Annotated in this window: 20 protein-coding genes, 1 tRNA gene and 1 pseudogene; 11 read left to right on the top strand and 11 right to left on the bottom strand. The window is 70.7% G+C overall.

Going from position 1 to position 24,841, the window contains the following annotated elements; all coding sequences use genetic code 11:
- Positions 1 to 13: 13 nt before the first annotated feature.
- Complete coding sequence (locus AB6V31_RS13300; protein WP_369366163.1) at positions 14 to 967, bottom strand: L-lactate dehydrogenase; 954 nt, start codon at positions 965 to 967, stop codon at positions 14 to 16.
- Between the two features lie 127 nt (positions 968 to 1,094).
- Between AB6V31_RS13300 and AB6V31_RS13295 the strand changes: the two genes are divergently transcribed.
- From AB6V31_RS13295 to AB6V31_RS13280, 4 genes are all read left to right on the top strand, one after another.
- Positions 1,095 to 1,184 (top strand) — tRNA-Ser (locus tag AB6V31_RS13295).
- 89 nt (positions 1,185 to 1,273) lie between these two features.
- Entirely contained in the window at positions 1,274 to 1,750 is a 477-nt protein-coding gene (locus AB6V31_RS13290) for an SRPBCC family protein (protein ID WP_074696351.1), read from the top strand.
- Between the two features lie 232 nt (positions 1,751 to 1,982).
- Entirely contained in the window at positions 1,983 to 2,528 is a 546-nt protein-coding gene (locus tag AB6V31_RS13285) for a hypothetical protein (protein WP_074696353.1), read from the top strand.
- A 46-nt stretch (positions 2,529 to 2,574) separates the two neighbouring features.
- Positions 2,575 to 3,855, top strand: a complete 1,281-nt coding sequence (locus AB6V31_RS13280; RefSeq protein ID WP_369366161.1) for an MFS transporter — start codon at positions 2,575 to 2,577, stop codon at positions 3,853 to 3,855.
- Between the two features lie 12 nt (positions 3,856 to 3,867).
- On the opposite strand, the gene AB6V31_RS13275 is transcribed toward AB6V31_RS13280, so the two are convergent.
- From AB6V31_RS13275 to AB6V31_RS13250, 6 genes are read right to left on the bottom strand one after another with little or no spacing between them, the layout of a single operon-like run.
- Positions 3,868 to 4,716 (bottom strand): ABC transporter ATP-binding protein, encoded by an 849-nt coding sequence (locus AB6V31_RS13275; protein WP_369366159.1) that lies wholly within the window; start codon positions 4,714 to 4,716, stop codon positions 3,868 to 3,870.
- Positions 4,709 to 6,391, bottom strand: coding sequence for a dipeptide/oligopeptide/nickel ABC transporter permease/ATP-binding protein (locus tag AB6V31_RS13270; protein WP_369366157.1), 1,683 nt, complete (start codon positions 6,389 to 6,391; stop codon positions 4,709 to 4,711). The genes AB6V31_RS13275 and AB6V31_RS13270 overlap by 8 nt, the downstream gene beginning before the upstream one ends.
- Positions 6,384 to 7,403: an ABC transporter permease gene (locus AB6V31_RS13265; RefSeq protein WP_369366156.1), complete on the bottom strand. Its 1,020-nt coding sequence runs from the start codon at positions 7,401 to 7,403 to the stop codon at positions 6,384 to 6,386. Before AB6V31_RS13265 ends, AB6V31_RS13270 begins: the two co-directional genes overlap by 8 nt.
- Positions 7,403 to 8,857: an amidase gene (locus tag AB6V31_RS13260; protein ID WP_369366154.1), complete on the bottom strand. Its 1,455-nt coding sequence runs from the start codon at positions 8,855 to 8,857 to the stop codon at positions 7,403 to 7,405. The genes AB6V31_RS13265 and AB6V31_RS13260 overlap by 1 nt, the downstream gene beginning before the upstream one ends.
- A 53-nt stretch (positions 8,858 to 8,910) precedes the next feature.
- Positions 8,911 to 10,470 carry an ABC transporter substrate-binding protein gene (locus AB6V31_RS13255; protein WP_369366152.1) on the bottom strand — a complete coding sequence of 520 codons (1,560 nt, stop codon included), beginning with the start codon at positions 10,468 to 10,470 and terminating at the stop codon, positions 8,911 to 8,913.
- A gap of 32 nt (positions 10,471 to 10,502) precedes the next feature.
- Complete coding sequence (locus AB6V31_RS13250; protein ID WP_144782950.1) at positions 10,503 to 10,928, bottom strand: DUF3237 domain-containing protein; 426 nt, start codon at positions 10,926 to 10,928, stop codon at positions 10,503 to 10,505.
- 294 nt (positions 10,929 to 11,222) lie between these two features.
- On the opposite strand from AB6V31_RS13250, the gene AB6V31_RS13245 reads away from it, so the two are divergent.
- Entirely contained in the window at positions 11,223 to 11,891 is a 669-nt protein-coding gene (locus AB6V31_RS13245; RefSeq protein WP_369366149.1) for a TetR/AcrR family transcriptional regulator, read from the top strand.
- 19 nt (positions 11,892 to 11,910) lie between these two features.
- On the opposite strand, the gene AB6V31_RS13240 is transcribed toward AB6V31_RS13245, so the two are convergent.
- From AB6V31_RS13240 to AB6V31_RS13230, 3 genes and pseudogenes are all read right to left on the bottom strand, one after another.
- A complete protein-coding gene (locus AB6V31_RS13240) occupies positions 11,911 to 12,939 on the bottom strand; it encodes an agmatine/peptidylarginine deiminase (RefSeq protein ID WP_369366146.1) in 1,029 nt (342 codons plus the stop codon).
- Between the two features lie 27 nt (positions 12,940 to 12,966).
- Complete coding sequence (locus AB6V31_RS13235) at positions 12,967 to 15,840, bottom strand: aminotransferase (RefSeq protein ID WP_369366144.1); 2,874 nt, start codon at positions 15,838 to 15,840, stop codon at positions 12,967 to 12,969.
- A 359-nt stretch (positions 15,841 to 16,199) separates the two neighbouring features.
- Positions 16,200 to 17,873 (bottom strand): annotated as a pseudogene (locus AB6V31_RS13230) (amidase); the annotation flags it as partial.
- Between the two features lie 54 nt (positions 17,874 to 17,927).
- On the opposite strand from AB6V31_RS13230, the gene AB6V31_RS13225 reads away from it, so the two are divergent.
- The 4 genes from AB6V31_RS13225 to AB6V31_RS13210 all read left to right on the top strand — a co-directional run bounded on the left by AB6V31_RS13225 (position 17,928) and on the right by AB6V31_RS13210 (position 21,071).
- Positions 17,928 to 18,584 (top strand): TetR/AcrR family transcriptional regulator, encoded by a 657-nt coding sequence (locus AB6V31_RS13225; protein ID WP_369366143.1) that lies wholly within the window; start codon positions 17,928 to 17,930, stop codon positions 18,582 to 18,584.
- Between the two features lie 104 nt (positions 18,585 to 18,688).
- Positions 18,689 to 19,459: an SDR family NAD(P)-dependent oxidoreductase gene (locus AB6V31_RS13220; RefSeq protein ID WP_369366141.1), complete on the top strand. Its 771-nt coding sequence runs from the start codon at positions 18,689 to 18,691 to the stop codon at positions 19,457 to 19,459.
- Positions 19,460 to 19,558: 99 nt separating this feature from the next.
- Positions 19,559 to 20,239, top strand: a complete 681-nt coding sequence (locus AB6V31_RS13215; protein WP_369366139.1) for a phosphatase PAP2 family protein — start codon at positions 19,559 to 19,561, stop codon at positions 20,237 to 20,239.
- 16 nt (positions 20,240 to 20,255) lie between these two features.
- A complete protein-coding gene (locus tag AB6V31_RS13210; RefSeq protein ID WP_369366138.1) occupies positions 20,256 to 21,071 on the top strand; it encodes a DUF1206 domain-containing protein in 816 nt (271 codons plus the stop codon).
- 7 nt (positions 21,072 to 21,078) lie between these two features.
- Here the strand turns inward: AB6V31_RS13210 and AB6V31_RS13205 are convergent, their stop codons facing one another.
- Positions 21,079 to 21,708 carry a TetR/AcrR family transcriptional regulator gene (locus AB6V31_RS13205; RefSeq protein WP_369366136.1) on the bottom strand — a complete coding sequence of 210 codons (630 nt, stop codon included), beginning with the start codon at positions 21,706 to 21,708 and terminating at the stop codon, positions 21,079 to 21,081.
- Positions 21,709 to 21,879: 171 nt separating this feature from the next.
- On the opposite strand from AB6V31_RS13205, the gene AB6V31_RS13200 reads away from it, so the two are divergent.
- Positions 21,880 to 23,451, top strand: a complete 1,572-nt coding sequence (locus tag AB6V31_RS13200; protein WP_369366135.1) for an amidohydrolase — start codon at positions 21,880 to 21,882, stop codon at positions 23,449 to 23,451.
- Positions 23,452 to 23,483: 32 nt separating this feature from the next.
- On the top strand, positions 23,484 to 24,839 hold the full coding sequence (locus AB6V31_RS13195; protein ID WP_369366134.1) for an APC family permease: 1,356 nt from the start codon (positions 23,484 to 23,486) through the stop codon (positions 24,837 to 24,839).
- Positions 24,840 to 24,841: the final 2 nt, after the last annotated feature.

The following is a 24,841-nucleotide window of genomic DNA, read 5'->3' as shown; positions in this document are numbered from 1 at the left end:
CTACCGACGCGGATCAGCCGCGCAGCGAGTCGGCGACGGTCGTCAGCGCGTCGGCGGAGCGGCGCAGAAGCGCCAGCTCCGGGTCGGAGAACGGGGTGCCCGTCAGGGGGACGGCGCCCTTCGCGCTGACGATCGAGGGGACCGACAGCGCCATTCCGCTGATGCCGTGGAAGTCGTCGAGCACCGTGCTGACCGGGAGGATCGCGTGCTCGTCGCGCAGGATCGCCTCGACGATGCGGGCACTCGACAGGCCGATCGCGTAATTGGTCGCGCCCTTGCCCTTGATGACCTTGTACGCGGCGTCGCGGACGTCGACGGCGATGGCATCGAGCTGTTCGCGGTCGAAGCGCGTGCCGCCGGGGAGCTCGAACTCGGTGATCGGCACGGAGCCGATCGTCGCGGTCGACCACAGTGGGAACTCCGTGTCGCCGTGCTCGCCGACGATCCACGCGTGCACGCTCGAGGTGGCGACCCCCGCGCGCTGGGCGAGCTTCCAGCGCAGACGCGAGGTGTCGAGGACCGTGCCGGAGGCGAAGATGCGGCGGCTGGGCAGCCCCGTCGCCTCTTGCGCGAGGACCGTGAGAACGTCGCAGGGATTCGTGACGATCACGTAGATCGCGTTCGGGGCGACCTCGAGGAGCTTCGGCATCATGTCGCGGATGATCGCGGCGTTGGTGGCGGCCAGCTCGGTGCGCGTCTGGCCGGGATTCTGCTTTGCGCCCGCGGTGATCACGACCACGTGCGAGCCCTCGGCGACCGCGACGTCGCTGCCGCCGGTGATGTCGCTCGACCCGGTGAACTGGGTCCCGTGCGCGAGGTCGAGCACCTCGGCCTCGACCTTCTCGGCGGCGATGTCGTAGAGCGCGACGTGTCGCGCGGACCCGCGGATGAGAGCGGCGTACGCGACACTCGCGCCCACGCTGCCTGCTCCCACGACCGTCAGTTTCGAGTTCTCGATCACGCTCATGGCTCGATCCTGGCAGTGGGCGAGGGCGGCAACCAGTGGGGTCGTTCGACGGTGGATGAACGGATGCCGGGGCCCGGCGCGAGGCGCCGATTCGCGGCATCCGCAAGTCTGTCGTAAGCTATTCGGCGGTGACGTGTCCGAGCGGCCGAAGGTGCAACACTCGAAATGTTGTGTAGGTTCACCCCTACCGTGGGTTCAAATCCCACCGTCACCGCCACCACGAAGGCCCCGAATCCTCACGGATTCGGGGCCTTCGTCTTGTCTCCTCGCGATGCGTCGAGCGCGTCGCCCTGACACGATGACTTCATGCCCGTCATCGAGTCCCGCTGCGTCGTCCCGGTCGACGTGAGCGTCGCGTTCGCCGTGTCGCAGACCACCGGCGAGACCCGCCAGCGATGGGATCCGTTCATCCGGCGCCAATACTTCGTCGATGGTGCGACCGCTCCGGCGAAGGGCGTTCGGACGTACACCGTGCAGCGTTTCGGCTTCCGAATGGAGAGCGAGTACGTCTCCTACAACCCGCCGTCGAACGTCGGCATGAAGATGACGAAGGGGTCCTGGTTCTTCGAGCGTCTCGCCGGCGGGTGGAAGTTCACCCCCGTCGCCGACGACCCCGGCAGCACCCTCGCCGTCTGGCGGTACAACTTCGCCTGCCGCCCCCGGTGGCTGGCACCGCTCGCTGAACGGATCGGCGCCGTCGTCCTGCAGTACGACATGGATCGGCGCATTCGCGGTTTCGCGAAAGGATGCTCCGACCCGACTGTGCTCGCCGCCGTGCGCTGAGCGGGGCTGCTGGCCGGCTGGGACACGGGGCCCGGTCGCCGCGTCGATACTGGCGCGAAGGCGCCCGCCCTGCCACACCGAGGACCCCACCTCGGAACGGGCGCGTCAGCTCGTTACGGAGCCGCGTCAGTGACCCGATAGTAGGGCTGGACTCTTCCGGGCTTGCACGAGGTGCGCGCGTGAAGACGCTGACCCGCGACGTCCACGCCCTCGTTCCGATCGGAGCCGCCGCATGACCGCCCCCACCACCCGTGAGCACCGGACGTACCCGGTGCTGACCCTTCCCGTGTTCGATCTGCGGACGGGGGATGTCGTGGTCGGCACCGACTCCGAGATCATCGGGATCGAGGCGGAGAACCCGTGGACCCGTCGTCTCACTGAGCGGCATCCGGACGGGCAGATCACCCACTTCACGTACGACTGCGCGGACGAGCTCGCGGTCCATCGCCGACCCGCACCCGTTCCTGTCGTTCCCGCGGCGGCGGCGGAGGCAGGCTCCAACACTGGGCGTCTCGCCGGGATCCGCTGCCCCCGGTGTGCGCACGAGCGTGCGTTCGTCATTCAAGTCACCTTGAACGTCGTCATGCTCGACGACGGCGTGGATCCGACCGCGGCGGGGCAGCCGTCGGCGGAGCACTTCCCCGCGCGCGTCATCGACCCGCGGAGCGGATTCTCGAACGGCGACCCCATCCAGTGCCACGAAGGTCGAGGCGGCTGCGGCCACCGCGGGACGGTCGACGAGTTCCGCATCCACACGGGCACTGACGCCGCGGGGTGACCCTGCCGCCGGGCGGTCGCGCCACCGGCCTGGATACGCTCGACGCATGGACGAGGACTCACCGTCGGCGGCGCCCCCGCGCGAGATCCTCCGTCACCCGGCATTCGCCTTCTTCTGGACCGCGACGACGCTGCGTGCCTTCGGTTCTACGATCGCCGGGGTCGCCTTCCAGGTTCTGATCGTGACGGTGATCGGCGCGACGCCCGGGCAGGTCGGCATCCTGAATGCCCTCAGCGTCGTTCCGTACCTGTTCCTCGGTCTGATCGTCGGCGCGTGGATGGATCGCTGGCGACGACAACGGGCTCTGGTGGTGACCACGATCGGCCGGGCGGTGGTGCTCGCGATCGTCCCCGTCCTTGTGGTGACGGGGGCGCTCGATTTCTGGTCGCTCGCGGCGGTCACCCTGGCGCTCGGGGTTCTCACCCTGTTCGGGGACTCCGCGGCGCAACCGCTCCTGCCGCGACTCGTGCCGCGGGCGTCGCTTCGCGCGGCCAACGCCCGACTCGGCCAGAGTCAGACCGTCGCCCAGACGGCGGGGCCCGCGATCGGCGGTGCGCTGCTCGCGATCGTGGGTGCGCCGATCCTCTTCGTGATCGACGCCGTCATTGCGGCCGTCGCCGCTTTTCTGCAGTCGCGCATCGTCGTGTCCGAGAAGAGGGCCGCGCCGCGAGCCGCCGGTCGACACGTCGGGCACGAGATCGCCCAGGGCATGCGCTACACCTATCGGCATCCGACGCTCCGGCCCCTCGCCCTGTCGATCCACGTGTGGTTCCTCGGCAACAGCATCGTGGTGACGGCATTCGTCGTCTTCGCGCTGCGAGAACTCGCCCTGCCGCCCTGGGCCTACGGGGTGGCCCTCGCGCTCGGGGGAGTGGGCGGTTTCGTGGGAGCGGTCATCGCCCCGCGCCTCGGCGCCCGCCTCGGGGCGGGACGCGCGATCCTGCTGGGCCGTGTTCTGGTCGTGCTGCCCTGGGCGGCTCTCGCGCTCGTCCCGCTCGGCCCCGACGGTGGCATGGGGGTGACCCTCGGCGTCGTCGCCGCCGCCCAGTTCGTCTACGGACTGGCGATGGGGATCGAGGACCCCAACGACATCTCCTACCGTCAGTCCGTCGCACCCGATGGCATCCAGGGGCGGATGAACTCCACCATCCGCACCGTGAACCGCACGGTGTTCTTCGTCGGAGCGCTCCTGGCGGGGCTGTTGATGACCGTGATCGGTCTGCCCGCGACGCTCGGCGCGGGCGCCGGGTTCTTCGTCCTCGCATCCCTCGTCATCGCCTTCTCGCCGTTGCGGAGTGCGCGGCACGGAGGCACGACGAAGAACTGAGGGCCCCGAGCCTCACCCGAACAATCGCCGGCGTCCCCGGACCGGCACCGTCCGCACCGCCGCGGTGACGACCGGGGCGGTGACATCGAACGCCGCTCCGCCGGGCACCGACTCGAGCAGCCGCCGCGTGTACGCCTCGCGCGGATCGGCGAACACCTCGGCGATCGCCCCCTGCTCGACGATGCGCCCGTGCAACAGCACGACCACCTCGTCGCACAGCTCCTCCACCACGGCGAGGTTGTGCGAGATGAAGAGCATCGTCAGGTTCCGCTCGCGCTGCAGTCTCTCGAGCAGCTGCAGGATCTCGGCCTGCGTCGACACGTCGAGGGCCGAGGTGATCTCGTCGGCGACGATGACGTCGGGGTCCACGACCAGAGCCCGCGCGATCGCGATGCGCTGGCGCTGACCACCCGAGAACTCGTGCGGGTAGCGGTCGACGGCATCCTCTCCCAGAGCGACGGATGCCAGGGCTTCGACGATCCGCGCATGGTGGCGCCGCTGGCGTGCGCCGACGGGATCGATCGCCTCGGCGAGGGTCTGCCCGATCGTGCGTCGCGGGTCGAGGGACGAGAACGGGTCCTGCGGGATGTACTGCACGCGACGCCTCACCGCCGCGACGCTCGCGCGCGGGGCCGAGGCGAGTTCGACGCCGTCGAAGACGACGGAGCCCGTCGCGATGCGGTGAAGCCCCACGATGGTCTTGGCGAGCGTCGACTTGCCCGAGCCCGACTCGCCGACGATCCCGATCGTGCGCCCGCGCTCGGCCTCGAGGCTCACGCCGTGCAGAACACGAGTGCTCCGGATGCCATGACCCAGGTCGACCGAGAGGTCGCTGATGCGCAGAAGAGGGGTGTCAGACACGGTCGTGCTCCTCGATCGGGCGGGGTGTCGTCTTCAGGGTGGGAGTGGCCGCCAACAGAGCACGCGTGTATGGGTGCTCGACCTCGCGGCGGCGGAGCTGGTCGGACGTGAGCCGCTCGACGATCTCGCCGGTGCGCATCACGAGGACGCGGTCGCACAGGGCCTCGACCACGCCGATGTCGTGCGAGATCAACAGCACCGCGGTGCCGTGGTTGCGGTTCAATCGACGTAGCTGTCGCAGCACGTCGGCCTGCACCGTGACGTCGAGGGCCGTCGTCGGTTCGTCGGCGATGAGCAGCTTCGGGTCGGTGACGAGCGAGCTGGCGATGCCGGCGCGCTGCAGCATGCCGCCCGAGAGCTGGAACGGGTGCTGGCCCATGACCTTCTCGGGCTCGCGGATGCGCATCTCGCCGAGGCCGTCGCGGAGGGTATCCTGCGCGGCGCGGCGAGAGAGCCCCAGGTGGACGCGGGCGACCTCGGTCAGCTGGGCGCCCATCCGCAGCGCCGGGTTGAAGGTCGACCCCGGGTCTTGGTAGACCAGCCCGATCTCCTTCGCGAGGCGGGAACGGTGGCCCCCGGCGAGGAGATCGAGGTCGTCGAGGCGGAGGACCTCGGCATCCACCGCCACTTCATCCGCCTGCAGGCGGGCGAGTGACATCGCGGTCATCGACTTGCCGGAGCCCGATTCGCCCACCAGCCCGAGGATCTCACCGGGCACGATCTCGAACGAGATGCCGTCGACGAGGGTCTTGCCGCCGGGGGCGCGAACGGTGAGTCCGCGGACCTCGACGAGGGCGTCGGGGCGGGTCGAGGGGCTGCGCGGGGCGCGACGGGAGAGAGTCGCCCGGGCCGCGCGGGAGCTCCAAGGGTCGAGGTACACCGCGAGGCCGTCGCCCGTGAGCATGGCGGCGACGCCGGCGAAGACGAGCATGACCGAGGGCCCGACCACCTGAAGTGGTTGGGAGTACACGGCCGGAAGCCCCTCATTGAGCAGTCGCCCCCAGTCGAACTCGGGGCTCTGCACCCCGAGCCCCACGAACGAGAGGCTCGAGATGTCGAGGAGCGTGAGGGCGAAGCTCGACGCGATGAGCACGAGCAGCGGGCCCGAGATGTTGGGCAGCAGATGCCGGCTGAACAGACGGAAGCGGGGGACGCCGAGCAGGCGGGCGGTACCGACGTAGTCGCGGTTCGCCACGGCCCCGGTCATGTTCGAGGTGATGCGGGCGAAGCTGGGGACCCCCGCGACCGCGATCGCCACGACGGCCGAGGCGGTGCCGGCCCCCAGGATCGCGGCGATGACGAGCGCGAGGATCAGAGAGGGGAAGGCGACGGTGGAGTCGATGACGCGCAGTACCCACTCGCGCACCCATCGCGGTCCGACCCACACGAGTCCGCCGATCAGAACGCCCAGGACGACCGAGCCGGCGGTGGCGGCCGCGGCCATGATCAGGGTCAGACGCGTCGCGACGAGGGTGCGGGCGAACACGTCGCGACCGAGGTCGTCGGTGCCGAGCCAGTGCGCCGCCGAAGAGGCCGAACGGGTATCGGGGGTGACAGCGGTGGCGGCCGTCCCCCAGAGGATCGGGGCGATCACGGCGATGACCACGAGCAGGCCCAGCATGATCAGACCCGCGATGAGGGATGCCGGGATGCGGCGGGTGCGTCGATCAGACATGCGTCGAGCCTCCGAGGGTGCGCGGGTCGATGAGGCCCAGGATCACGTCGATGAGCAGGTTGATGAGGATGGCGAGCGCCCCGACCGTCAGCACGATCCCCTGGATCACCGGGAAATCGCGGAAGATGATCGCCTGGACCACCTCGAGGCCGAGGCCGGGGAGGCTGAAGACCGTCTCGATGACGATGGCGCCGCCCAGCATGCTCGCGAGGATCAGGCCGGTGAGCGTGAGGGTGCTGGCCATGAGGTTCGGCAGTGCGTGGCGGATGTACAGCCGGGCGGCATCGAGACGGCGCCCGCGCGCGGTGCGCATGTAGTCCTGGTGCAGCACCGCGTAGGTCTCCTGCACCACCACGCGGGCCACGGCGAAGGTCGGACCGAGCGCGAGCGCGACGATGGGCAGGACGTACGCGGATTGGGTCGCGGCGCCCCCGGCGGGGAGCACCTTCAACCAGATCGCGAAGACCACCACGAGCAGCGTCCCGGCGACGTACGCCGGAACCGAGGCGAAGAAGCCGGCCACCGTGCCGAAGCCGACCGCGAGCCAGGGGCGACGGCCGCTGCGCGTCAGCACGCCGATGGTCATCCCCACGGGGATGGCGATGACGATGACGAGGAGGATCGCTCCGAGCGCGGTGGTCGCGGTGTACGGCAGCTTGGTGGCGATCGTGGTCGTCACGGGCGTGTTGTAGCGGAAGCTCTGACCGAGGTCGAAGGTGGCGAGGCCCCGCAGGTAGTCCAGGAACTGCAGGGGCAGGGGCTGGTCGAGATGCAGGCGTTCCCGCAGGGCTGCGACCGCATCGGGGGAGGCGTTGGCACCCAGGATGGCCACGGCGGGATCGCCGGGGATGAGCGGCACGATGAGGAACGTCAGCACCACGAGGAGCCCGAGCGAGAGGGCGAGGCCGCCGAGACGCCGCAGCGCGAACGAGCCCCAACCGCTGCCCCCGCCCCGCCGGCGGACCGGCGGAGCAGGGGCTTCGGCGATCACCGAGAGATCGACGCCGGACATCAGTCGCCGGTGACCCGGGTCGCGTTGCCCGCGAGCGCGGCGCCGCGGGCGAGGGGCGCCTGGCGGTGCTGCCAGTCGAAGACCGGCTCGAGCTCGGCGCCGACGCGCAGCAGGGTCGCCTCGTCGTACGGAGCGCCCACCAGCTGCGCGCCGAGGGGCATGCCGTTCGCGCCCGTGTGCACGGGGAGCGAGATCGCGGGCAGGCCCGCGATGTTGCAGAACGCGGTGAACGAGATCGTCGAGAACTCCGTCAACCTCTCGCCCGCGGGATCGTTGTTGGCCTCGTCGTACACCGACCCCACCAGCGGGGTGGGCACCGCGGTGGTCGGGGTCAGCAGGACGTCGAAGTCGCGCCCCCACTGCGCGTTGACCTGACGCGTCTCCCACTGGAGGAGGGCGGCGATTTCGGCGTACTCGCCGGCGTGGAACGACGCCGCCCGGTCGTAGCGGTACCGGATGTAGGTCTCGAGCTTGTCGGCATCCTCGATCGGAGACGCCCACGTGGACGCGCTGATGATCAGGTCGGCGAAGCCGCGGGTGGCGCGCTCCGAGAACAGGAACGGAGAGACCGGCGTGACGTGGTGTCCGAGCGCCTCAAGGGCACGCGCGGTCACGAGCGCGGCCTCGCAATTCTCGGGGTGCACGTCGACGCCCGTCGGGGCCTCGAGCAGCAGGCCGACGCGCAGGCGGGGACCCGCCGCGCGGATCTCGTCGAGGTACGGGCGCGCGGGAGCCGGGGCCGAGTACCACCCGAGCGGGTCGAGTCGGCCGAGGGCGTCGAGCACGCCCGCGGCGTCTTCGATCGTGCGGGTGATCGCCCCCTCGGTCGTGGAGTGCTCCCACGCGCGCACGTCGTTGGGGATGCGTCCGCGACTGGGCTTGAGGCCGATGAGGCCGGTCGCGGCCGAGGGGACGCGGATCGAGCCGCCGCCGTCGGAGGCGTTGGCGATGGGCACGATGTCGGCCGCGACCGCCGCCGACGCCCCGCCTGACGACCCGCCCGAGGTGTAGTCGAGGTTCCACGGGTTGCGCGTCTTGCCGTGGCGGGTGTTCTCGGTCGCGGTCAAGGCGCCGAACTCGGGGCTGTTCGAGCGCCCGAACAGCACGAAGCCGGCGTCTTCGATCAGGTCGACGGTGATCTCGTTGGCATCCGCCGGTCGTTCTTCGACGGCCATGGACGAGTAGGTCAAGGGCTGATCGCGCACGGCGACGAGATCCTTGATGGGCATCGGCACGCCCTCGAAGGGGCGGGAGTCGTCGCCGCGGCGAATGCGCTCGTCGGACGCGCGGGCCCGGCGGAGCACGTCGTCGCGGTCGATCCAGACGATGGCGTTGACCCCGGGGTTCACCGCGTCGAGGCGGTCGAGGTAGTGCTGGGCGGTCTCGACGGCCGAGATCTCCCCGGCGCGGATCTGTCGGGCGAGCTCGGTGGCGGAGATCGAGGAGGAGATCATGAGGGGTCCTTTCGGGATGCCGGGCATCGACGCCCGGCATCCCTTGTGGCGTGTCAGTTGGCGATGCGGAAGATCGGGTCGTCGAGGGCCCCGCCGAGCATCTGCACGGTGAAGCCGGGACGCGAGGCGTAGATGAACGCGTCGTTGAGCAGCGGAAGGGTGTCGGATCGGTCGACCAGAGACTGCACGGTCTTGTCGAGCGCGGCGCAGCGCGCGGTCGCGTCGGACGCGGAGTTGGCGGTCGCGAACGACGCGTCGGCAGCGGTGTTGGACACGGCGCCGTAGTTGGTGCCGCCCTGGTCGATGGTGGGTCCCGTGAGGTTCAGCAGAGGGCTGGCGAGCGAACCCAGGAAGTTCAGGTCGGCGAAGACCGTCAGGTCCCAGTCGCCGGGCTTGGCGACGACGGTGGTGATCCAGCTGCCGACGTCGGTGTTGGTCAACTCGACCGTCGCTCCCGCCGCGCGCAGCGCCTCGGCGATGTATTCGTTGCCCGCACCCGCGGGGCCGACGATCGTCGGAGCGACCAGGCGGATCGTCTTGCCCGACAGCGCCGTGGTGGCCGCCGCGACGTCCTGCGACGGGATGCCGATGGACGAGTCGGAGACGCAGCCCACGTCGGGGGCGCCGAGCGAGGTGAGTACTTCGCCGGTGTCCTGCGAGGTCACGTTGCCGAACATCGAGCGGTCGATTGCCTGGATGACGCCCGTGCGAAGAGCCTCGTCGGTGAAGGGGCTGCCCTCTCGTTCGTTGAAGATCAGGTAGCTGTCGGAGAAGTGGTTGACGGTGACGGCGTAACCCGTCTGGCCCTGGAAGCGATCGCGGGTGGTGGCCTGGATCTTGCCGATGTCGAGCTGGCCGCCGAGGATCAGGTTCGCCGTCGCGGTGGAGTCGGGCGACACCGTGTACTCGAGGGTCTTCGCGGGCGTGCCGGAGATCGCTGTCGACCACTGGGGCCACGAGCGGTAGTCGGCGCGCAGCGTGTAGTGGTACTTCACCCCGGGCTCGAAGGACGTCAGGGCGTACGGCCCCGACTCGCTGCCCTTCACGGTGCCCGCGGCGAGACCGGCGGGATCGGCGAGACCCGCCGGGCAGATGATTCCGGTGCTGGCGACCGAGGTGGCGTCGACGAGGTAGGGCCAGGGGGTGGTGAGGCTGACGGTGACCGTGTTCGCGGCGTCGTCTGCGGTGATGGTCGGGGTGTTGCCGGGGCCGAAGGTGTAGACGACCTGCGTGGACCCGCTGCCGGGACGCGCGAAGTAGTCGAGGGAGTTCTTCACGACGGTGGGCGTGATCTTCGTGCCGTCGGAGCAGGTCGCGTCGGTACGCAGCGTGAAGGTGGCCTCGGTGGGCGTCGAGGTCCACGAGGTGGCCAGGCCCGGGACGAGCCCCCCGGCGTCGCGACGGGTCAGCGTGTCGTACGAGCTGCGCGCGAGCAGGAAGTCGGGCAGCGACGTGCTGAGGGTCGGGTCGAACGTGGCGGGGATGTCGATCGTCGTGCGGATGGTGTCGGTCGTCGCCGAGGCACCGGTGTCGCCGGTGGTCGTGCAACCGGCCGTCGCGATCGCGACGGTCAGGGCGAGGGATGCGGCGATGACGCCGTGTCGCTTTCTCATGGTCTGCCTCTCGGATGATGCGCGGGTCGGGTTCAGCTCAGGACTTCGAAGATGTCGATGGTCGTGTCGCCGGCGTGGGCGTAGGCCTTGCCGACGAACATCGAGCGGGTGAGCCAGTGCAGGCTCGGGGCCACCGTGCGAAAGCGCGGCGTGGTCAGGAAGTACTCCTCCTCGTCGGCCTCGGAGGGGCGGACGACGCCGACGTTGACCACGTCGATGACGTCGCCGGAGGTGGTGCGGATGAGGTACCGCGCTTCGACGTCGTAGCTCCCGTCGGCGCGCTCGAGGCACCAATCGCCGCCGCCGGGCACGATCTCGCCCTCGATGTCGCCGGAGACCGGACCTCCCGTGATCGGGATGAAGGTGAGCGTGTCGTCGCCTCTCTTCTCGAGGGGGATGGCGGGGTCGACGCGGGCGACGACGGTGAAGCAGGGGCGGAGCGATGGAGCGGGATTCATCAGGGCCTCCGAGGCGGGTGGGCGGCGCTTCGTTGCGCGTGTCCTGAGTATCCTCATAGTGGATGCTTTAGTCAACAGCATTCACTAACTCGTAACATCCGCCGACGACGGCGGTAACACCGGGCTCGCCGGCGCCGCCCGCCGCTCCTCGAACGTCGCCGGCGGTCGGCGTCGATCGGTAGGCTCGTCCCCGTGGCGTCGCTTGCTTGACTCCATAGTGAATGAGATGATCATGACCATTCACTAACCCCGGTCGGGCCGATCGACGCTCGCCGGGGTGAGATCGGGGGCGTCATGACCGAAGAGGCGAGGACCCGGCGCAAGCGCGGATCGCTCAGTCGCGTGGAGATCGTCGAGGCGGCCCTTCGACTGATGGACGGCGAGGGCGAGTCGGCGCTCACGTTCTCGCGGCTGGGGGCTGAGCTCAAGTCGTCCCCGACGGCGGTCTATCGGCACTTCGCCAGCCGCGACGAACTGCTCGAAGCCCTGGCCGACCATCTCGACGGCATCTCGCTCGAGGGCTACGAACCCACCGACGAATGGCGCGCCGACCTCGAGGATCTCGCGTGGCGCGCCTGGCGCACCGCCGAGGCGCACCCCGCGGCCGCCGCCCTCACCCTGTTGACGGTGGCCAACAGCATCAACGAACTGCGGGCCGTCGAATGGATCCTGCGCGCGATGGCGGTTGCGGGTCTGCACGGACGCGAGGCGGTCGTGCAATACCAGGTGTACGCGCAGACCGTGCTCGGCGCCGCCTCGGCGTACGGCGCGCGCCTGGCCGCCGGCGCCACTCGGGAGGTGGCGGACGGGTGGATCCAGGTCTACGCCCCCACCGACCCCTCGCAGTATCCGCACGCCGAGGCGGCGAAAGCCGAGCTGGCACTGGTGAACTACCGCGAGGTGTTCGCGAAGCAGCTCGAGATGTACCTCAACGCCCTGGCCACGGTCGCGGCCGCCGTCTGAACGACGAAGGCGCCCCGGCTCAGCCGAGGGCGGGCTGCTGCTGCGTGATGCAGTGGATGCCGCCGCCGCGGTCGAAGATCGGGCGCGAGTCGACCGTGACCACCCGGCGACCCGGGTAGGCATCGGCCACGACCTCTCGAGCGCGCGCGTCGGCGATCTCCTCGCCGAAGCCGCACAGCACGACACCGTCGTTGGTGACGAGGTGGTTGATGTAGCTCCAGTCGAGCCAGCCCTCGTCGTCGCGCAGCGCTGTCGGGGCGGGGATGCCGGTGATGCGCACCTCGCGGCCGCGGGCTGCGAACGCGTCCGAGAGCTCGCGACGCACCAGACGTGACACCTCGAAGTCGGGGTGGGTGGCATCCGTCTGCTCGTGGATGAGGACGTGCTCGGGCGAGGCGAACGTGGCCACGATGTCGACGTGCCCGTTGGTACCGAGGTCGTCGTAGTCGCGGGTCAGGCCGCGGGAGAGCCAGATGGCATCCGTCGCTCCGATCGTGCGGGCCATTTCGGCCTCGACGCGGGCGCGGTCGGCGAAGGGGTTGCGGCGGGGGTCGAGCTGCACGGTCTCGGTGAGCAGCACCGTGCCGGTGCCGTCGACGTGCAGACCGCCGCCCTCGGCGACGAGCAGCGAGTCGATGCGCTCGGCGCCCAGGTGTTCGGCGACGATGCGGGCGATCCCCGCCGACTTCTGCCACTCGGCCCAGTCGGGGGCGCCCCAGCCGTTGAAGATCCAGTCGACCGCACCGAGGATGCCCGGGCGGTCGGGGTCGACGACGAAGGTGGGGCCCATGTCGCGCATCCAGAACTCGTCGAGAGGGGCCTCGACGATCTCGATCTCGGAAGAGAGCATGCGGCGAGCGCGGGTCATCTCGGTCGGGTCGACGACCATCGTGACCGGCTCGAACTCCCGCACGGCGTGCGCGACGTCGGTCCAGGCCTGGTAGCCCTGTTCGCGGAACTCCGCGCCCTCGCCGAGGGTGATGCCCTCGCGTGGGAACGCCATCCACGTGCGCTCGTGCGGGGCGGATTCAGCGGGCATGCGCCACATGGCGTGCTCCTTCTCGGGTCGGTCGGGTCAGTAGCCGGTGGTGAGGACGCGGTCGAGCGCGTCGACGAAGACGTCGACCGAGGCCCGCGTGACCACCAGGGGCGGTTTGATCTTGAGGACGTTCTGGAAATCGCCGGTGGGCTGCATGATCACACCGAGCTCGAGCAGGCGGTCGCAGATCGCCGCGGTCTCGGCGGTCGCCGGTTCGAGGGTCTCGCGGTCGCGGACGAACTCCACCCCGAGGTACAGCCCCGAGCCGTGCACGATGCCGATGAGGTCGTGCTTCTCGCCGAGCTCTTCGAGACGCCGCTTGAGGTGGCCGCCGACGACCCGCGCGTTCTCTTGCAAGCCCTCCTGTTCGATCACGTCGAGCACGGCCATGCCGATCGCCGACGACACGGGCGACCCGCCGGTGGAGGAGAAGAAGTACCCCTGCGTGCGGTAACGGTCGGCGATCTCGCGCCGCGTGATCACCGCGCCGAGCGGGTGACCGCCGCCGATGGACTTCGCCACCGCGACGATGTCGGGCACGGCTTCCTGCTGCTGGAAGCCCCAGAACCACTCGCCGAGGCGGCCGTAGCCGACCTGCACCTCGTCGGCGATCGCGAGCCCGCCGTGGCGGCGGATCGCGGCGTACACCTCGGTCAGATAGCCGTCGGGCAGAGCGACCCCGCCCGCGTTGCCGAAGTACGTCTCGGCGATCATCCCCGCCGGAGGGCGACCGGATGCCGCGAGCTCGTCGATGACCGCGACGGCTTCGGGCGCGTACTTCCCGGCATCCGCCCCCCGGTGCTTCCCCCGATAGGAGTTCGCCGCGTCGACGGTGTGCACCCAGTCGGGACGCGTCTCGAGGGCGAAGGGGTTGTCGGCGATCGAGGTGGAGACGGCATCGCTCGCGTAGGTCCACCCGTGGTACGCCTCGCGCATCGCGACGATGTCGGGGCGACCGGTCGCCGCCATCGCGAGGCGGATCGCGAGGTCGGTGGCCTCGGAGCCGGAGTTGACGAAGAACACGGTGTCGAAGCCGTCGGGGAGCGTCGCCGCGATCCGGTCGGCGAAGTCGGCGATCGCGCGGTAGTGGAAGCGCGAGTTCGTGTTCAGCAGGTGCATCTGGCGGGAGCCGGCCTCGACCACTCGGGGGTGCGCGTGGCCGACCGAGGCGACGTTGTTGACCATGTCGAGGTAGACCCGGCCGTTCACGTCGATCAGGTGTTCGCGCCACCCGCGCTCGATGCGGGGAGGGGTCGCGTAGTAGTGCTCCTGCACCTCGGCGAGCACCTCGTGGCGACGCTCGAGCACGTCGTCGGTCTCGGTCGTGGGGGAGGGCAGGCCGAGAGCGGCGCCGGGATCGCCGGCGACCTCCCGCCAGGCGTCGGCGAGGGCTCGGGTGGTCCGCGACGGCGGGACGAGTCCGTCGAGCGAGCGGCGCATCGACAGACGGGTGCGCGCCGGAAGGGTTCCGGATGCCGCGTCGGCGGGCACTCCGCCGATCGCCAGGGTCCCGGCATCCGTCGTCACGATCTGCGACCCGTGCTCGTCGCGTTCGCTCCGATCGAGGGTGGCCGGTCGGGCGAGCCACACCAGCACGTCGGTCGGCACGGTCTCGGGCGTCGAGGGAAGCGGGTCCGTCGTTCCGGTCAGGCGCGCGCGCCACGCGGGTACGGTCACGACGTCGGCGCCCGCGTCGAGGGCGGCGAGGGCCGCCTCGTCGAGGGTGGCGGCGTCGAGCCAGGCGCCCGCGTCGTTCAGCGGTGACTCCGTCGAGGCGTCGAGCTCGACGTGGCGGCCGAGCGACAGCACTGGGGTGCCGGTCCACGCGGGCTCTTCGGCGCGAGAACGACCGAGCGCCGCCCGGGTCGCGGCGGTGATCACGGGGATCGGAACGGATGCCGCTTGCGCCAGGATCCGGAATTCGCGGTCGAGCGCGACGGTAGCGTATTCGTTCTCGTCGTCGAGGCGCACCTGCGCGCGTCCGCTGAGCACGAGCACCGCGCCGCGGAGGATGACGAGCGGCCAGAGCGCCGTGAGCTCGTTGTCGCTCAGGTCGCGGAGGCGGTCGAACGCAGCGATGGCGGGGAAGGCGCTCTCGGGGGTCGCGCCGTCGTGGTGCAGCACCGACGACACGGTCACGGCGATCTCGCCCACGCGCCACGACGCGCACACATCGCCGAAGTCGATGACCGCATCGGGCACCGTCTCGCCGGGGGAGCGCAGCACGTTGTCGTCGGTGACGTCGAAGTGTCCAGCCTGCACGGGCAGCGCGTCCTGCACGGGGGCGAGGGCCGCGCGGGCGGCGTCGGCGGCGCGCTGCACGACGTCTCGCACCTCGGCATCCGGTTCGAGGGGGAGCAGGGTGTCGATGACGCGCCCGGCGTGGCGGAGGTCCCATTGCAGCACCCGGCCGCTCGCGGGGTGGGTGAAGTCGGCGAGCGACAGGCTCACCGCCCCCGACAGGGCGCCCATCCCCTCAACGACGGCGGGGGAGAGGTAGCCCGAGCCCATGAGCGTGCGGCCGGCGATGTTCTCGATCACGCGCGCGTGGATGCGGCCCTGGCTCGACTCCCACCACGTCGACATCGCGCCGCGCGGCCCCTCGACGATGCGCGGGATGCGCACGTGGGGGCTCCGCTCGGCGACGAGAGCCGCCGCGGCATCCTGCATCTCGATCTCGGCCTCGCTGAAGACCGGGTTGCTGAGCTTGAGCACTCCGAGGGGTTCGGTGGATCCCCGGGCGAAGACGCGGAAGTTCTGGTCCTGCTGGCTGCCGAGCGCCTGCACGTCGATCTCGACGCCGAACGTGTCGGCGAACAGACGCTGCACCTCGTCGTCGGAGAGCGTCGGGGTGGGCAGGTCGACCTGGCTGAAGTAGTCGAAGACGGGGGTCGGAGCGGTCTCGGTCACGGTGTGTTCCTCGGGTGAATCGGGTGTCACAGGGGAGAGTCGGATGCCGTGGCGACGGCGCCCGCGACGGCACCCGCGGCATCGCGCACGACGATGACGACCAGCGGGCCGTAGGGGGCGATCCACTCGCTCACGGGCTCGCCGGACGGCGCGGGGGCGACCTCGGCGGTGACCCGGCCGTTCTCGAGTCGCGCGGGAATGCGCACGCCATCGACGAAGAGGGCGTGATCGACCGCGACGCCTCCGCTGACGGTGGCCGAGACGGTCACGCGCTCGCCGTCGCGCGAGACCTCGTCGACGGTGACCGACAGCTCGCCCTCGGCCGCGGGGCGGGGCTCGGCGAAGGCCGCCTCATCCGGCAGGGCGGGGGTGCGCGGAGGCGTCGTGCGGCGCTCGCCGAGGGCGGTGATCGCCTGGGCCAGCTGCACGAGGCGCGTGTCGCTGTAGGCGGGACCGGCGAGGGTCAGGCCCACCGGCATCCCGGTGTCGGCCATCGTCCCCATCGGCACCGTGACGGTGGGGATGCCGAGGTGGCGGGGAACCAGGTTGCCGTTGGAGACCCACACGCCGTTGCGCCACGCGATGTCGGCCGAGGCCGGGTTCACGTCGGCGTCGGCGGGACCGACGTCGGACTGCGTGGGGAAGATCACGGCGTCGAGGCCTTCGGCATCCATCCACTCCTCGAAGTCGACGCGGCGCGTGTGCTCGAGACCGCGCAGGCCCGTTTCGAGGCTCGCCACGTCTTTCCAGTCGGGCTCCCACTCCTGCGCGCGGGCGACGTACTCGCCGATGTCGTACGAGATGTCGTAGTGCCAGATGCCGTAGCGGTCGGGGAGCGCACCCGGCGGGTGCGGGAAGATCAGGGCCGCCTCGGCGTCGGCGAGGCGGGGCAGGTTCGCGTCGCCGTTGGTGCGCAGGAAGGTGTCCATCGCCCAGACCGCCAGGTCGCCGACCTCGTCGTCGAGGAAGGCACGCGTGACGAACCCGCGGTCGAGGAAGTCCTCGTCGCCCGCGTGCAGCTTCTCGTAGCGGTCGACCGCAGGGAAGTCCGTCTCGACGACCTCGGCGCCGGCGGCCTCGAGGTCGGCGCGCAGGTCGTTCCAGAGCGCGATCACGCTGTCGCGCGTGACGATGGGCGAGGCGTTGTCGGGGTCGCCGTTGACGTAGATGCGCGGTACGGCGAGGCGCAGCCCCGCGAGCGGCAGCGGCTCGAGCGCGGCGAACGACGCGGGACGCACCTCGGACGGGCGCGGGAGGTCGATGAACCGCTGCGTGCGCCAGAGGTCGCCCTCGGTCTCGGCGTCGTCGGCGACGACCGCGTCGAGTACGTGCTGCAGGTCGCCGACCGACCGCGTGTGGGGGACGACGACGTCCATCGTCGGGACGAGTGGCCAGTTGCCGCGTACCGAGATCACCCCGCGCGAGGGCGTGTAGGCCACGAGGGCGTTGTGCGAGGCGGGGGCTCGACCCGACGACCAGGTCTCTTCACCGAGACCGAAGGCGCAGAAGCTCGCCGCGGTGGCAGTGCCCGACCCGTTAGACGAGCCGGAGCCGAAGGCGGATGCCAGGTACTCGCCGTTGTAGGGGGACTCGGCGCGGCCGTAGACCCCGCGCTGCATGCCGCCCGCGGCCATGGGCGGCATGTTGGTGAGCCCCAGGAATACGGCGCCCGCTGCGCGCAGGCGCTCGACGGCGAAGGCGTCGTCGCCGGCGATCAGGTGGCGGAAGGCCGGAGACCCGGATGCCACGGGCAGGCCCTCGACGCGGTAGCTGTCCTTCGCGGTGAAGGGGATGCCGTCGAGGGGGCCGAGCGTGCGCCCCTGTGCGCGACGCAGGTCGGAGGCGCGGGCCGCGGCGAACGCGCGGGGGTCGAGCACGGGCACGCTGTTGAGCCGGATGCCGGCGCGGTCGTACGCCGCGATGCGGTTGAGGTAGCGGGCCACGAGCTCGACGCTGGTGAGCTCGCCGGCTTCGAGTGCTGCACGCAGGCGGTCGATGTCGGCGTCGACGACGGTGAGGGCCTCGGTGGTCATGGCGGTAAACATACACCGTTTGTTTTAGGTGTGCGAGAGTGAGTTCGTGAGACCGTGGACCCACGGCGCGCACCGAAGGGGGAGGCCGTCATCGCCAGACCGCATACGCCACTGCTGAGCCGTGACCTCATCGCGCGGACGGCCCTCGCGCTCGTCGACCGACACGGCCCCGACGGCGCCAGCGTCCGCCGTGTCGCCGCGCGCCTCGGTGTCAATCCCGCCTCGCTGTACAACCACGTCCCCAACCGTGCGGCCATGGTCGAAGACGTCCGCGCGCTCGTCTCGGCGCACATCGACTCGAAGCCGCTGCGGGAACTCCCCTGGGAGGAGGCGCTGCGGGCCTGGGGCCGTTCGTATCGGCGGGCCTTCGCGCGGCACGCGCGCGTGGTGCCCCTGCTGATGACGGAACGCGCGTCCGCGCCCGTGCTCCTTTCGCAGTACGAGGACTTCGCGGCCGCGGCAGAGGCCGCCGGCTGGGCGCCGCGAGACGTGATCCCGCTGCTGACCGCCTTCGAGTCGTTCATCCTCGGCAGCGTCCTCGACATGTCGGGTCCCTCCGTCGTCTTCGACCCCACGGGGCAGGAGGAGGCGTTCCCGCGCTTCTCCGCCGCCTTCGCGACCCTGGCCGACGAAGACCCCGACGACCCCGTGGCCACCCGGGCCTTCGAGCGGGGGTTCGACATGCTCATCGCCTCGGCGCGGCCCCGCTGAGCCGCACGCGAGATAGTGAACCACATTCACTATATTCGTGACAAGATGTCGCGAGGCCGCCCTCTCGTCGGACCGCCTCGCCCTCACCCGGAGAGAGAAGCGCCATGCCCGAACCGACAGACATCGCCATCGTGACCGGGGCCGGAAGCGCCGAGGGGATCGGCGCGGCGACCGCGCTCGCCCTCGGGCGCGTCGGCATGCGGGTGATCGTGACGTCCACCACCGACCGCATCCAGGAGCGCGTGGCCGAGTTGCGCGGCGCCGGGGTCGACGCCCGCGGCGTCGCGGCCGACCTGACGGATCCGCGCGGAGTGGAGGTGGTCCTCGATGCGGCGCGTCAGGCGTTCGGCGAACCGACCGTCCTCGTCAACAACGCCGGCATGACCTCGGTGTCGACGGCCGATTCGCCGGCTGCGATCGACGACATCACCCTCGACCAGTGGGCCATGTCCCTGGACCGCAACCTCACCACGGCTCTGCGCATGACCCGGGCGGTCGTGGCCGGCATGCGGGCCGCCGGATACGGTCGCGTGGTCAACGTGGCATCCATCTCGGGTCCCGTCATGGCCTACACCGGCGATGTCGCCTACCACGCGGCCAAAGCCGGCATGCTCGGGCTGACCCGTGGCGCGGCCGTCGATGTCGCGGCGGCGGGCATCACCGTCAACGCGGTGGCGCCCGGATGGATCGCGACGTCGTCGTCGAGCGCGCACGAGATCGCGATGGGAGCCGCCACTCCGGTCGGCCGATCGGGAACCCCGACCGAAGTCGCCGCGGCCGTGGCGTTCCTCGCGAGCCGCGAGGCGTCGTACATCACGGGCCAGCTGCTCGTCGTCGACGGGGCGAACTCCATCAACGAGGAACGCGGGGCCTGACGGGCGAACCCGTCGACGGGGCGGGGCAACCAGCGGAGTGCTCTCGGCCCGGTCGGCAATGGCTACCGTTCGAGTGTCCCGACCTGACACGATTCCCGAATGGATGCCACCACTGACCAACCAGCGATCCTGCCCGATCGACCGAGGGTCGATGCACGGCGCCCCATCGCCCTGATCGTGGGCGTGGTCGCGACGGTACTGTTCGTGGCGTTGCGCGTGGCCGTGGACCTCGACGGCGGCGCTCCGTTGGCCTTCGACCAGTGGTGGGATGACGCGATGGCCGCGCTGGCGAACCCCGTGGCGGTGATCGTCGCGTGGATCCCGGCCACGGTCGGCGGCACGATCGGCATGATCGTGATCGGCATCTCGACCACGATCGTCTTCCTCCTGGTCAAGCGGCCGTGGGACGCCCTCAATGTCGCGGGGGCGATCGCGCTCGTCGTGCTCATCGGCGCTCCGCTCGCGGCCGTGATCGCTCGCGCCCGACCGTCCGATTCTCTCGCCGAGACCCAAGCGACCTCGTTCCCCTCGGGGCACACCGCCGTGGCGACCACCATCGCGATCACCCTGGCTCTCATTCTGCGCCGCGGGTGGGTCTGGGCGGCCGGTGCGGTGTGGGTGTTGCTGATGATGTGGAGCCGCACGTACCTCCACGCGCACTGGCTCTCCGATGTGACCGCGGGATTCCTGGAGGGCGTGGCCGTGTCGACGTTGGTGTGGGCTCTCGTCGAAGTGTGGCGAGTGCGCCGCGCGCAACGGGTGGTCGACGCGGCCGCGTGAGCGCTATCGTGCCCGGATGACTTCCGCCTCCGCCTCCGCTTCCGCCGCCGCCGACAAAGCGCAGGACTCCACCGCGTTCCGCGTGGCGGCGCGCATCGGCTACGTGGTGCTGGGCCTGCTGCACCTGCTCATCGGGGTGATCGCGATCTCGATCGCCACCGGCGGCGGCGGTGAGAGCGCCGACCAAAGCGGGGCGCTGGGGCAGGTCGCGCAGGCTCCCGCGGGGATGCTGCTGCTGTGGGTCATCGTGATCGGCCTCGCCGCCCTCGCCGTCTGGCAGGTCGCCGAAGCCGTCGCCGAGCGCGACCCCGACGCCAAGAAGCGCTGGGCGCACCGCGCCAAGGACGTGGGGACCGCCGTCGCCTACGGCGCGATCGCCGTCACCGCTCTCACCGTCGTCTCGGGCGGCCGCTCCGACTCGGGGGAGCAGACGCGCACCCTGAGCGCCCAGCTGATGGCGACGCCCGCCGGAGTCGTGCTCCTCGTGATCATCGGCCTGGCGGTGGCCGTCATCGGTGTCGCCTTCGTCGTCCGCGGCGTCACCAAGGCGTTCATGAAGAACATCTCAAGCCCCGGCGGGACGGCGGGACGCGGCATCCGGACCTTCGGCATGGTGGGCTACGTCGCCAAGGGCATCGCGGTGGGCGTCGCGGGGATCCTCTTCCTGGTCGCCGCGTTCGCGCACGACCCGAACGCGGCCGGCGGGCTCGACGCGGCGCTGCGCTCGCTGGCGGGGCTGCCCTTCGGTCAGATCGTGCTCTGGCTCGTGGGCGCCGGGCTCGTCGTGTACGGCCTGTTCTGCTTCGCTCGCGCGCGCTACGCGCGCATGTGAGTCGGGCTCACGCGGCAGGGCGGGGGCGCGCTCCCGCGATCAGCAGCGAGAGGCCGAGTTCGAATGCCCGCGTGGCGACCGGATCGGCCGGGTCGTGGTGCTCGAGAGTGGCGTAGGCCGCGGCGAAGCGCGGCACGTCCGCCTCCTGCCCGGTGGGATCGAACATCACCGACGGGCCGCTCATGTCGAGCACGCTGCCGAGGATGAACGATTCGAACGCCGTGAGCAGGGGCAGGACGTCGTCGCTCGTCCACCCCGCACGCTCCGCGGCGATGGCGAAGTCCTCGTACTGCGACATCAGCAGCGGCGTCGACGAGCTGTGCGACATGAGCAGGGGGATCGTCTTCGGATGCCGGCGGAAGGCGTCGCGGTACGACCGGGCCCACAGCGCCAGCCCCTCCTCCCATTCGCGCTCCCGCAGGAACGACGAGTCGATGCGCGAGGAGACCAGCGCTCGCACGTCCTCGATGAGCGCGGCGAGGTTGGGGACGTGGTTGTAGAGCGAGGTCGGGTGCACCTTGAGGCGGTCGGCGACCCGGCGGATGCTCGCGCCGTCGGTCCCGTCGCGGTCGACGAGGGCGAGGGCGGCGCGGGCGATCGCCTCGCGCGAGAGCTTGGGCTGGGACGGCCGGGCCACGGCGGAGCCTTTCGGTCGGGTCTGCCCACGCTACGCGATGGTGCGTGTTTCGGGCGTGTAAGACCTCGGTGACGACCTGACGAAACTCGTCCGGCCGATGACGGTGAAGCCGTAGCGTTCTTTAAACCTACGCTGTATGTTTCTCGCAGCGCAGGACACGAGGGAGTCTCCATGGCGATCGTCTTCACGGGCGGAACGATTCGGATCGACGGGCACGAAGCCGACGTCGATCGACTCGTCGTCGTCGACGGTGCGGTGGCCGAGGCTCGGCATCCGCTGCCCGACGACGCCGAGCACATCGACCTCGAGGGCGGGCTGCTGCTGCCCGCTTTCGGCGATGGTCACGCGCACCCGCTGCTCGCCGGTCGAGAGCGCACCGGCCCCGCCCTGCGCGACGCCGGCAGCGTCGACGAGATCGTCGAGCGCGTCCGCGCGTGGGGCGCACGCAGCGACGCCCCCTGGCTCATCGGCGGAAGCTACGACGCCACCGTCGCCCCCGGCGGGATGTTCGACGCGCGCTGGCTCGACGCGGCCGTTCCCGACCGCCCGGTCGTGCTGCACGCGTGGGATTACCACACCGCCTGGGTCAACACCGCGGCGCTGCGAGAAGCGGGAGTGGATGCCGACACTCCCGACCCCGAGCTCGGACGACTCGTGCGCCGAGCCGACGGATCCCCGTCGGGAACCCTCGTCGAGCGTCCGGCGATCGACCTGGTCCTCAACCGCGCCCCCCGCCCGTCGATGCGCGACGACGTCGAAGCGCTCGCCGCGGCCACCGAGGTCCTCGCCGCGCACGGAATCGCGTGGGTGCAGGAAGCGTGGACCGAGACGCACGACGTTCCGGCCTGGATCGCCGCGGCGCGGTCCGGTCGCCTACGGGTCGATGTCGATCTGGCCCTGCGGGCCGATCCGGCACGGTGGCCCGACTATCTCGACGAGCTCGTTCGGGTCGCGGCGATCGTCCGGGGCGAGCCCGGGCTCACCTGCCGCACGGTGAAGTTCTTCGTCGACGGCATCGTCGAGAACCGTACGGCCCACCTGCTCGAGTGCTACCACGACGCTCGAACACGGGGACTTCCCAACTGGGATCCCGATCAGCTCGTCGACGCGGTCGCCGCGTGCGACGCCGCCGGTTTCGATGTGCACCTGCACGCGATCGGCGACGCGGCCGTCCGCGCCGCGCTCGACGCCGCCGAGGGGATCCGCGAGAGCTTGCGCCGCGGTCGGCGGTTCACCATCGCGCACGCGCAGGTGATCGACCCCGTCGACCTGCCGCGGCTCGCCGACCTCGACGTGACATTCTGCTTCCAACCGCAGTGGGCGATGGCCGACGCGGTCATGACCGAGTTGACCCTGCCGCGCCTCGGTCTTCACCGCGAGCGGCAGTACCGCATGCGCGCGGCACGCGCCGCGGGAGCCCGTCTCAGTTTCGGCAGCGACTGGCCCGTCACCTCACCCGACGTGCTGCTCGGCCTGCGCACCGCCGTCACCCGTCAAGACCCCGACGGTCAGCCGGCCGGGGGCTGGCAGCCCGACGAACGTCTCACCGTCTCCGAAGCCATCGACGCCGCCACGAGCGGCGTGGCCCACCAGGCCGGCGATCACGCCACCCGCGGGACCCTGCGTCCCGGCATGCGCGCCGACCTCGTTTGGCTCGACCGCGACGTGCGCCGCGGCCCCGCCGACCGCATCGCCGATGCCCGAATCCGGGGCACCTGGCGACGTGGCATCCGCACCTTCTGAACCGCTCTTTCCGACCCCGAACAGGAAACCGCATGTCCTCATCCGACACCTCGCTGCGGCGAGTCATGGGAGTCCCCTCCCTCGTCGTCTTCGGCTTGGCGTACATGGTGCCCCTCACCGTGTTCACCACCTACGGCCTCGTCGCCGTCACGACCGGCGGTCACGTGCCGACGGCCTACCTCGTCACCCTCGTGGCGATGCTGTTCACCGGGTTCAGCTACGCCGCCCTCGTCACGGCGTTCCCGCGCGCGGGCAGCGCCTACACGTACGCTCGGCGCGCGTTCGGCGGCACCGTCGGCTTCCTCACCGGCTGGTCGCTCATGATCGACTACCTGCTGCTCCCGCTCATCAACTACGTGCTGATGGGCATCTACCTCAACGCGCAGTTCCCCGGCATCCCGCCGTGGGTGTTCGCCCTCGCCGGTGTGCTGCTCATCACGGGTCTCAACATCGTCGGCATCACGGTCGTGCGGAACGCCAACCTCGTCCTGGTCGGCCTGCAGCTGGTGTTCGCGGCCGTCTTCGTCGTGTGCGCCGTGCTGCACGTCGCGCAGAACCCCGGCGTCTCGCTGCTGCAGCCGCTCTACGACGCGGGCCTCACCTTCCCGGGCCTGCTCGCGGGAGCCGCGATGCTCGCCCTGTCGTTCCTCGGTTTCGACGCGATCTCGACCCTCTCCGAAGAGGCCCGCGACGCCGGGCGCACCGTGCCCCGCGCGATCATCCTCACCACGGTCATCGGCGGACTCATCTTCACCGTGATCGCCTACGTGTCCACTCTGGTGATCCCGAACGTGGCCGACATCGAGAATCCGGATGCCGCGGCCAACCAGATCATGGAGGTCGCCGCCGGGCGCTGGCTCGAGGTCTTCTTCCTCGTCGCGTACATCGCCGGGTGCATCGCGGCGGCCCTCGCCTCGCAGGCGAGCGTCTCGCGCATCCTCTTCGCGATGGGGCGCGACGGCGTGCTGCCGCGCTTCTTCGCCCGACTGAGCCGGCGCTATCAGACGCCGGTCGGTGCGGCGATCTTCGTCGGCGTGGTCTCGCTGGCCGCGCTCTTCGCCGACCTGAACACGGTGGCATCCCTCATCAGCTTCGGGGCCCTCGCCGCGTTCTCGCTCGTCAACCTGTCGGTGATCAAGCACTTCCTCGTCGACGAGCGTCGTCGGGGAGCAGCGGCCGTGCTGCGCTTCGGCGTGCTGCCCGCCCTCGGCTTCGCGCTCACCGCCTGGTTGTGGTTCAGCCTGTCGGCGCTGGCGCTCACGGTCGGTCTCGTGTGGATCGGCGTGGGCATCGTGTGGCTCGCGGTGCTGACCCGTGGGTTCCGCCGCCGCCCGCCCGAGGTGGAGTTCGACGACGAGGCACCCGCGCCGGAGCGCGTGGTCGCCTGACG

Source organism: Microbacterium sp. 16-032 (assembly GCF_041079455.1).
GTDB lineage: Bacteria > Actinomycetota > Actinomycetes > Actinomycetales > Microbacteriaceae > Microbacterium > Microbacterium testaceum_A.
Note: the sequence above shows the minus strand (reverse complement) of the source record. Positions and strands in the feature narration are given on the sequence as shown.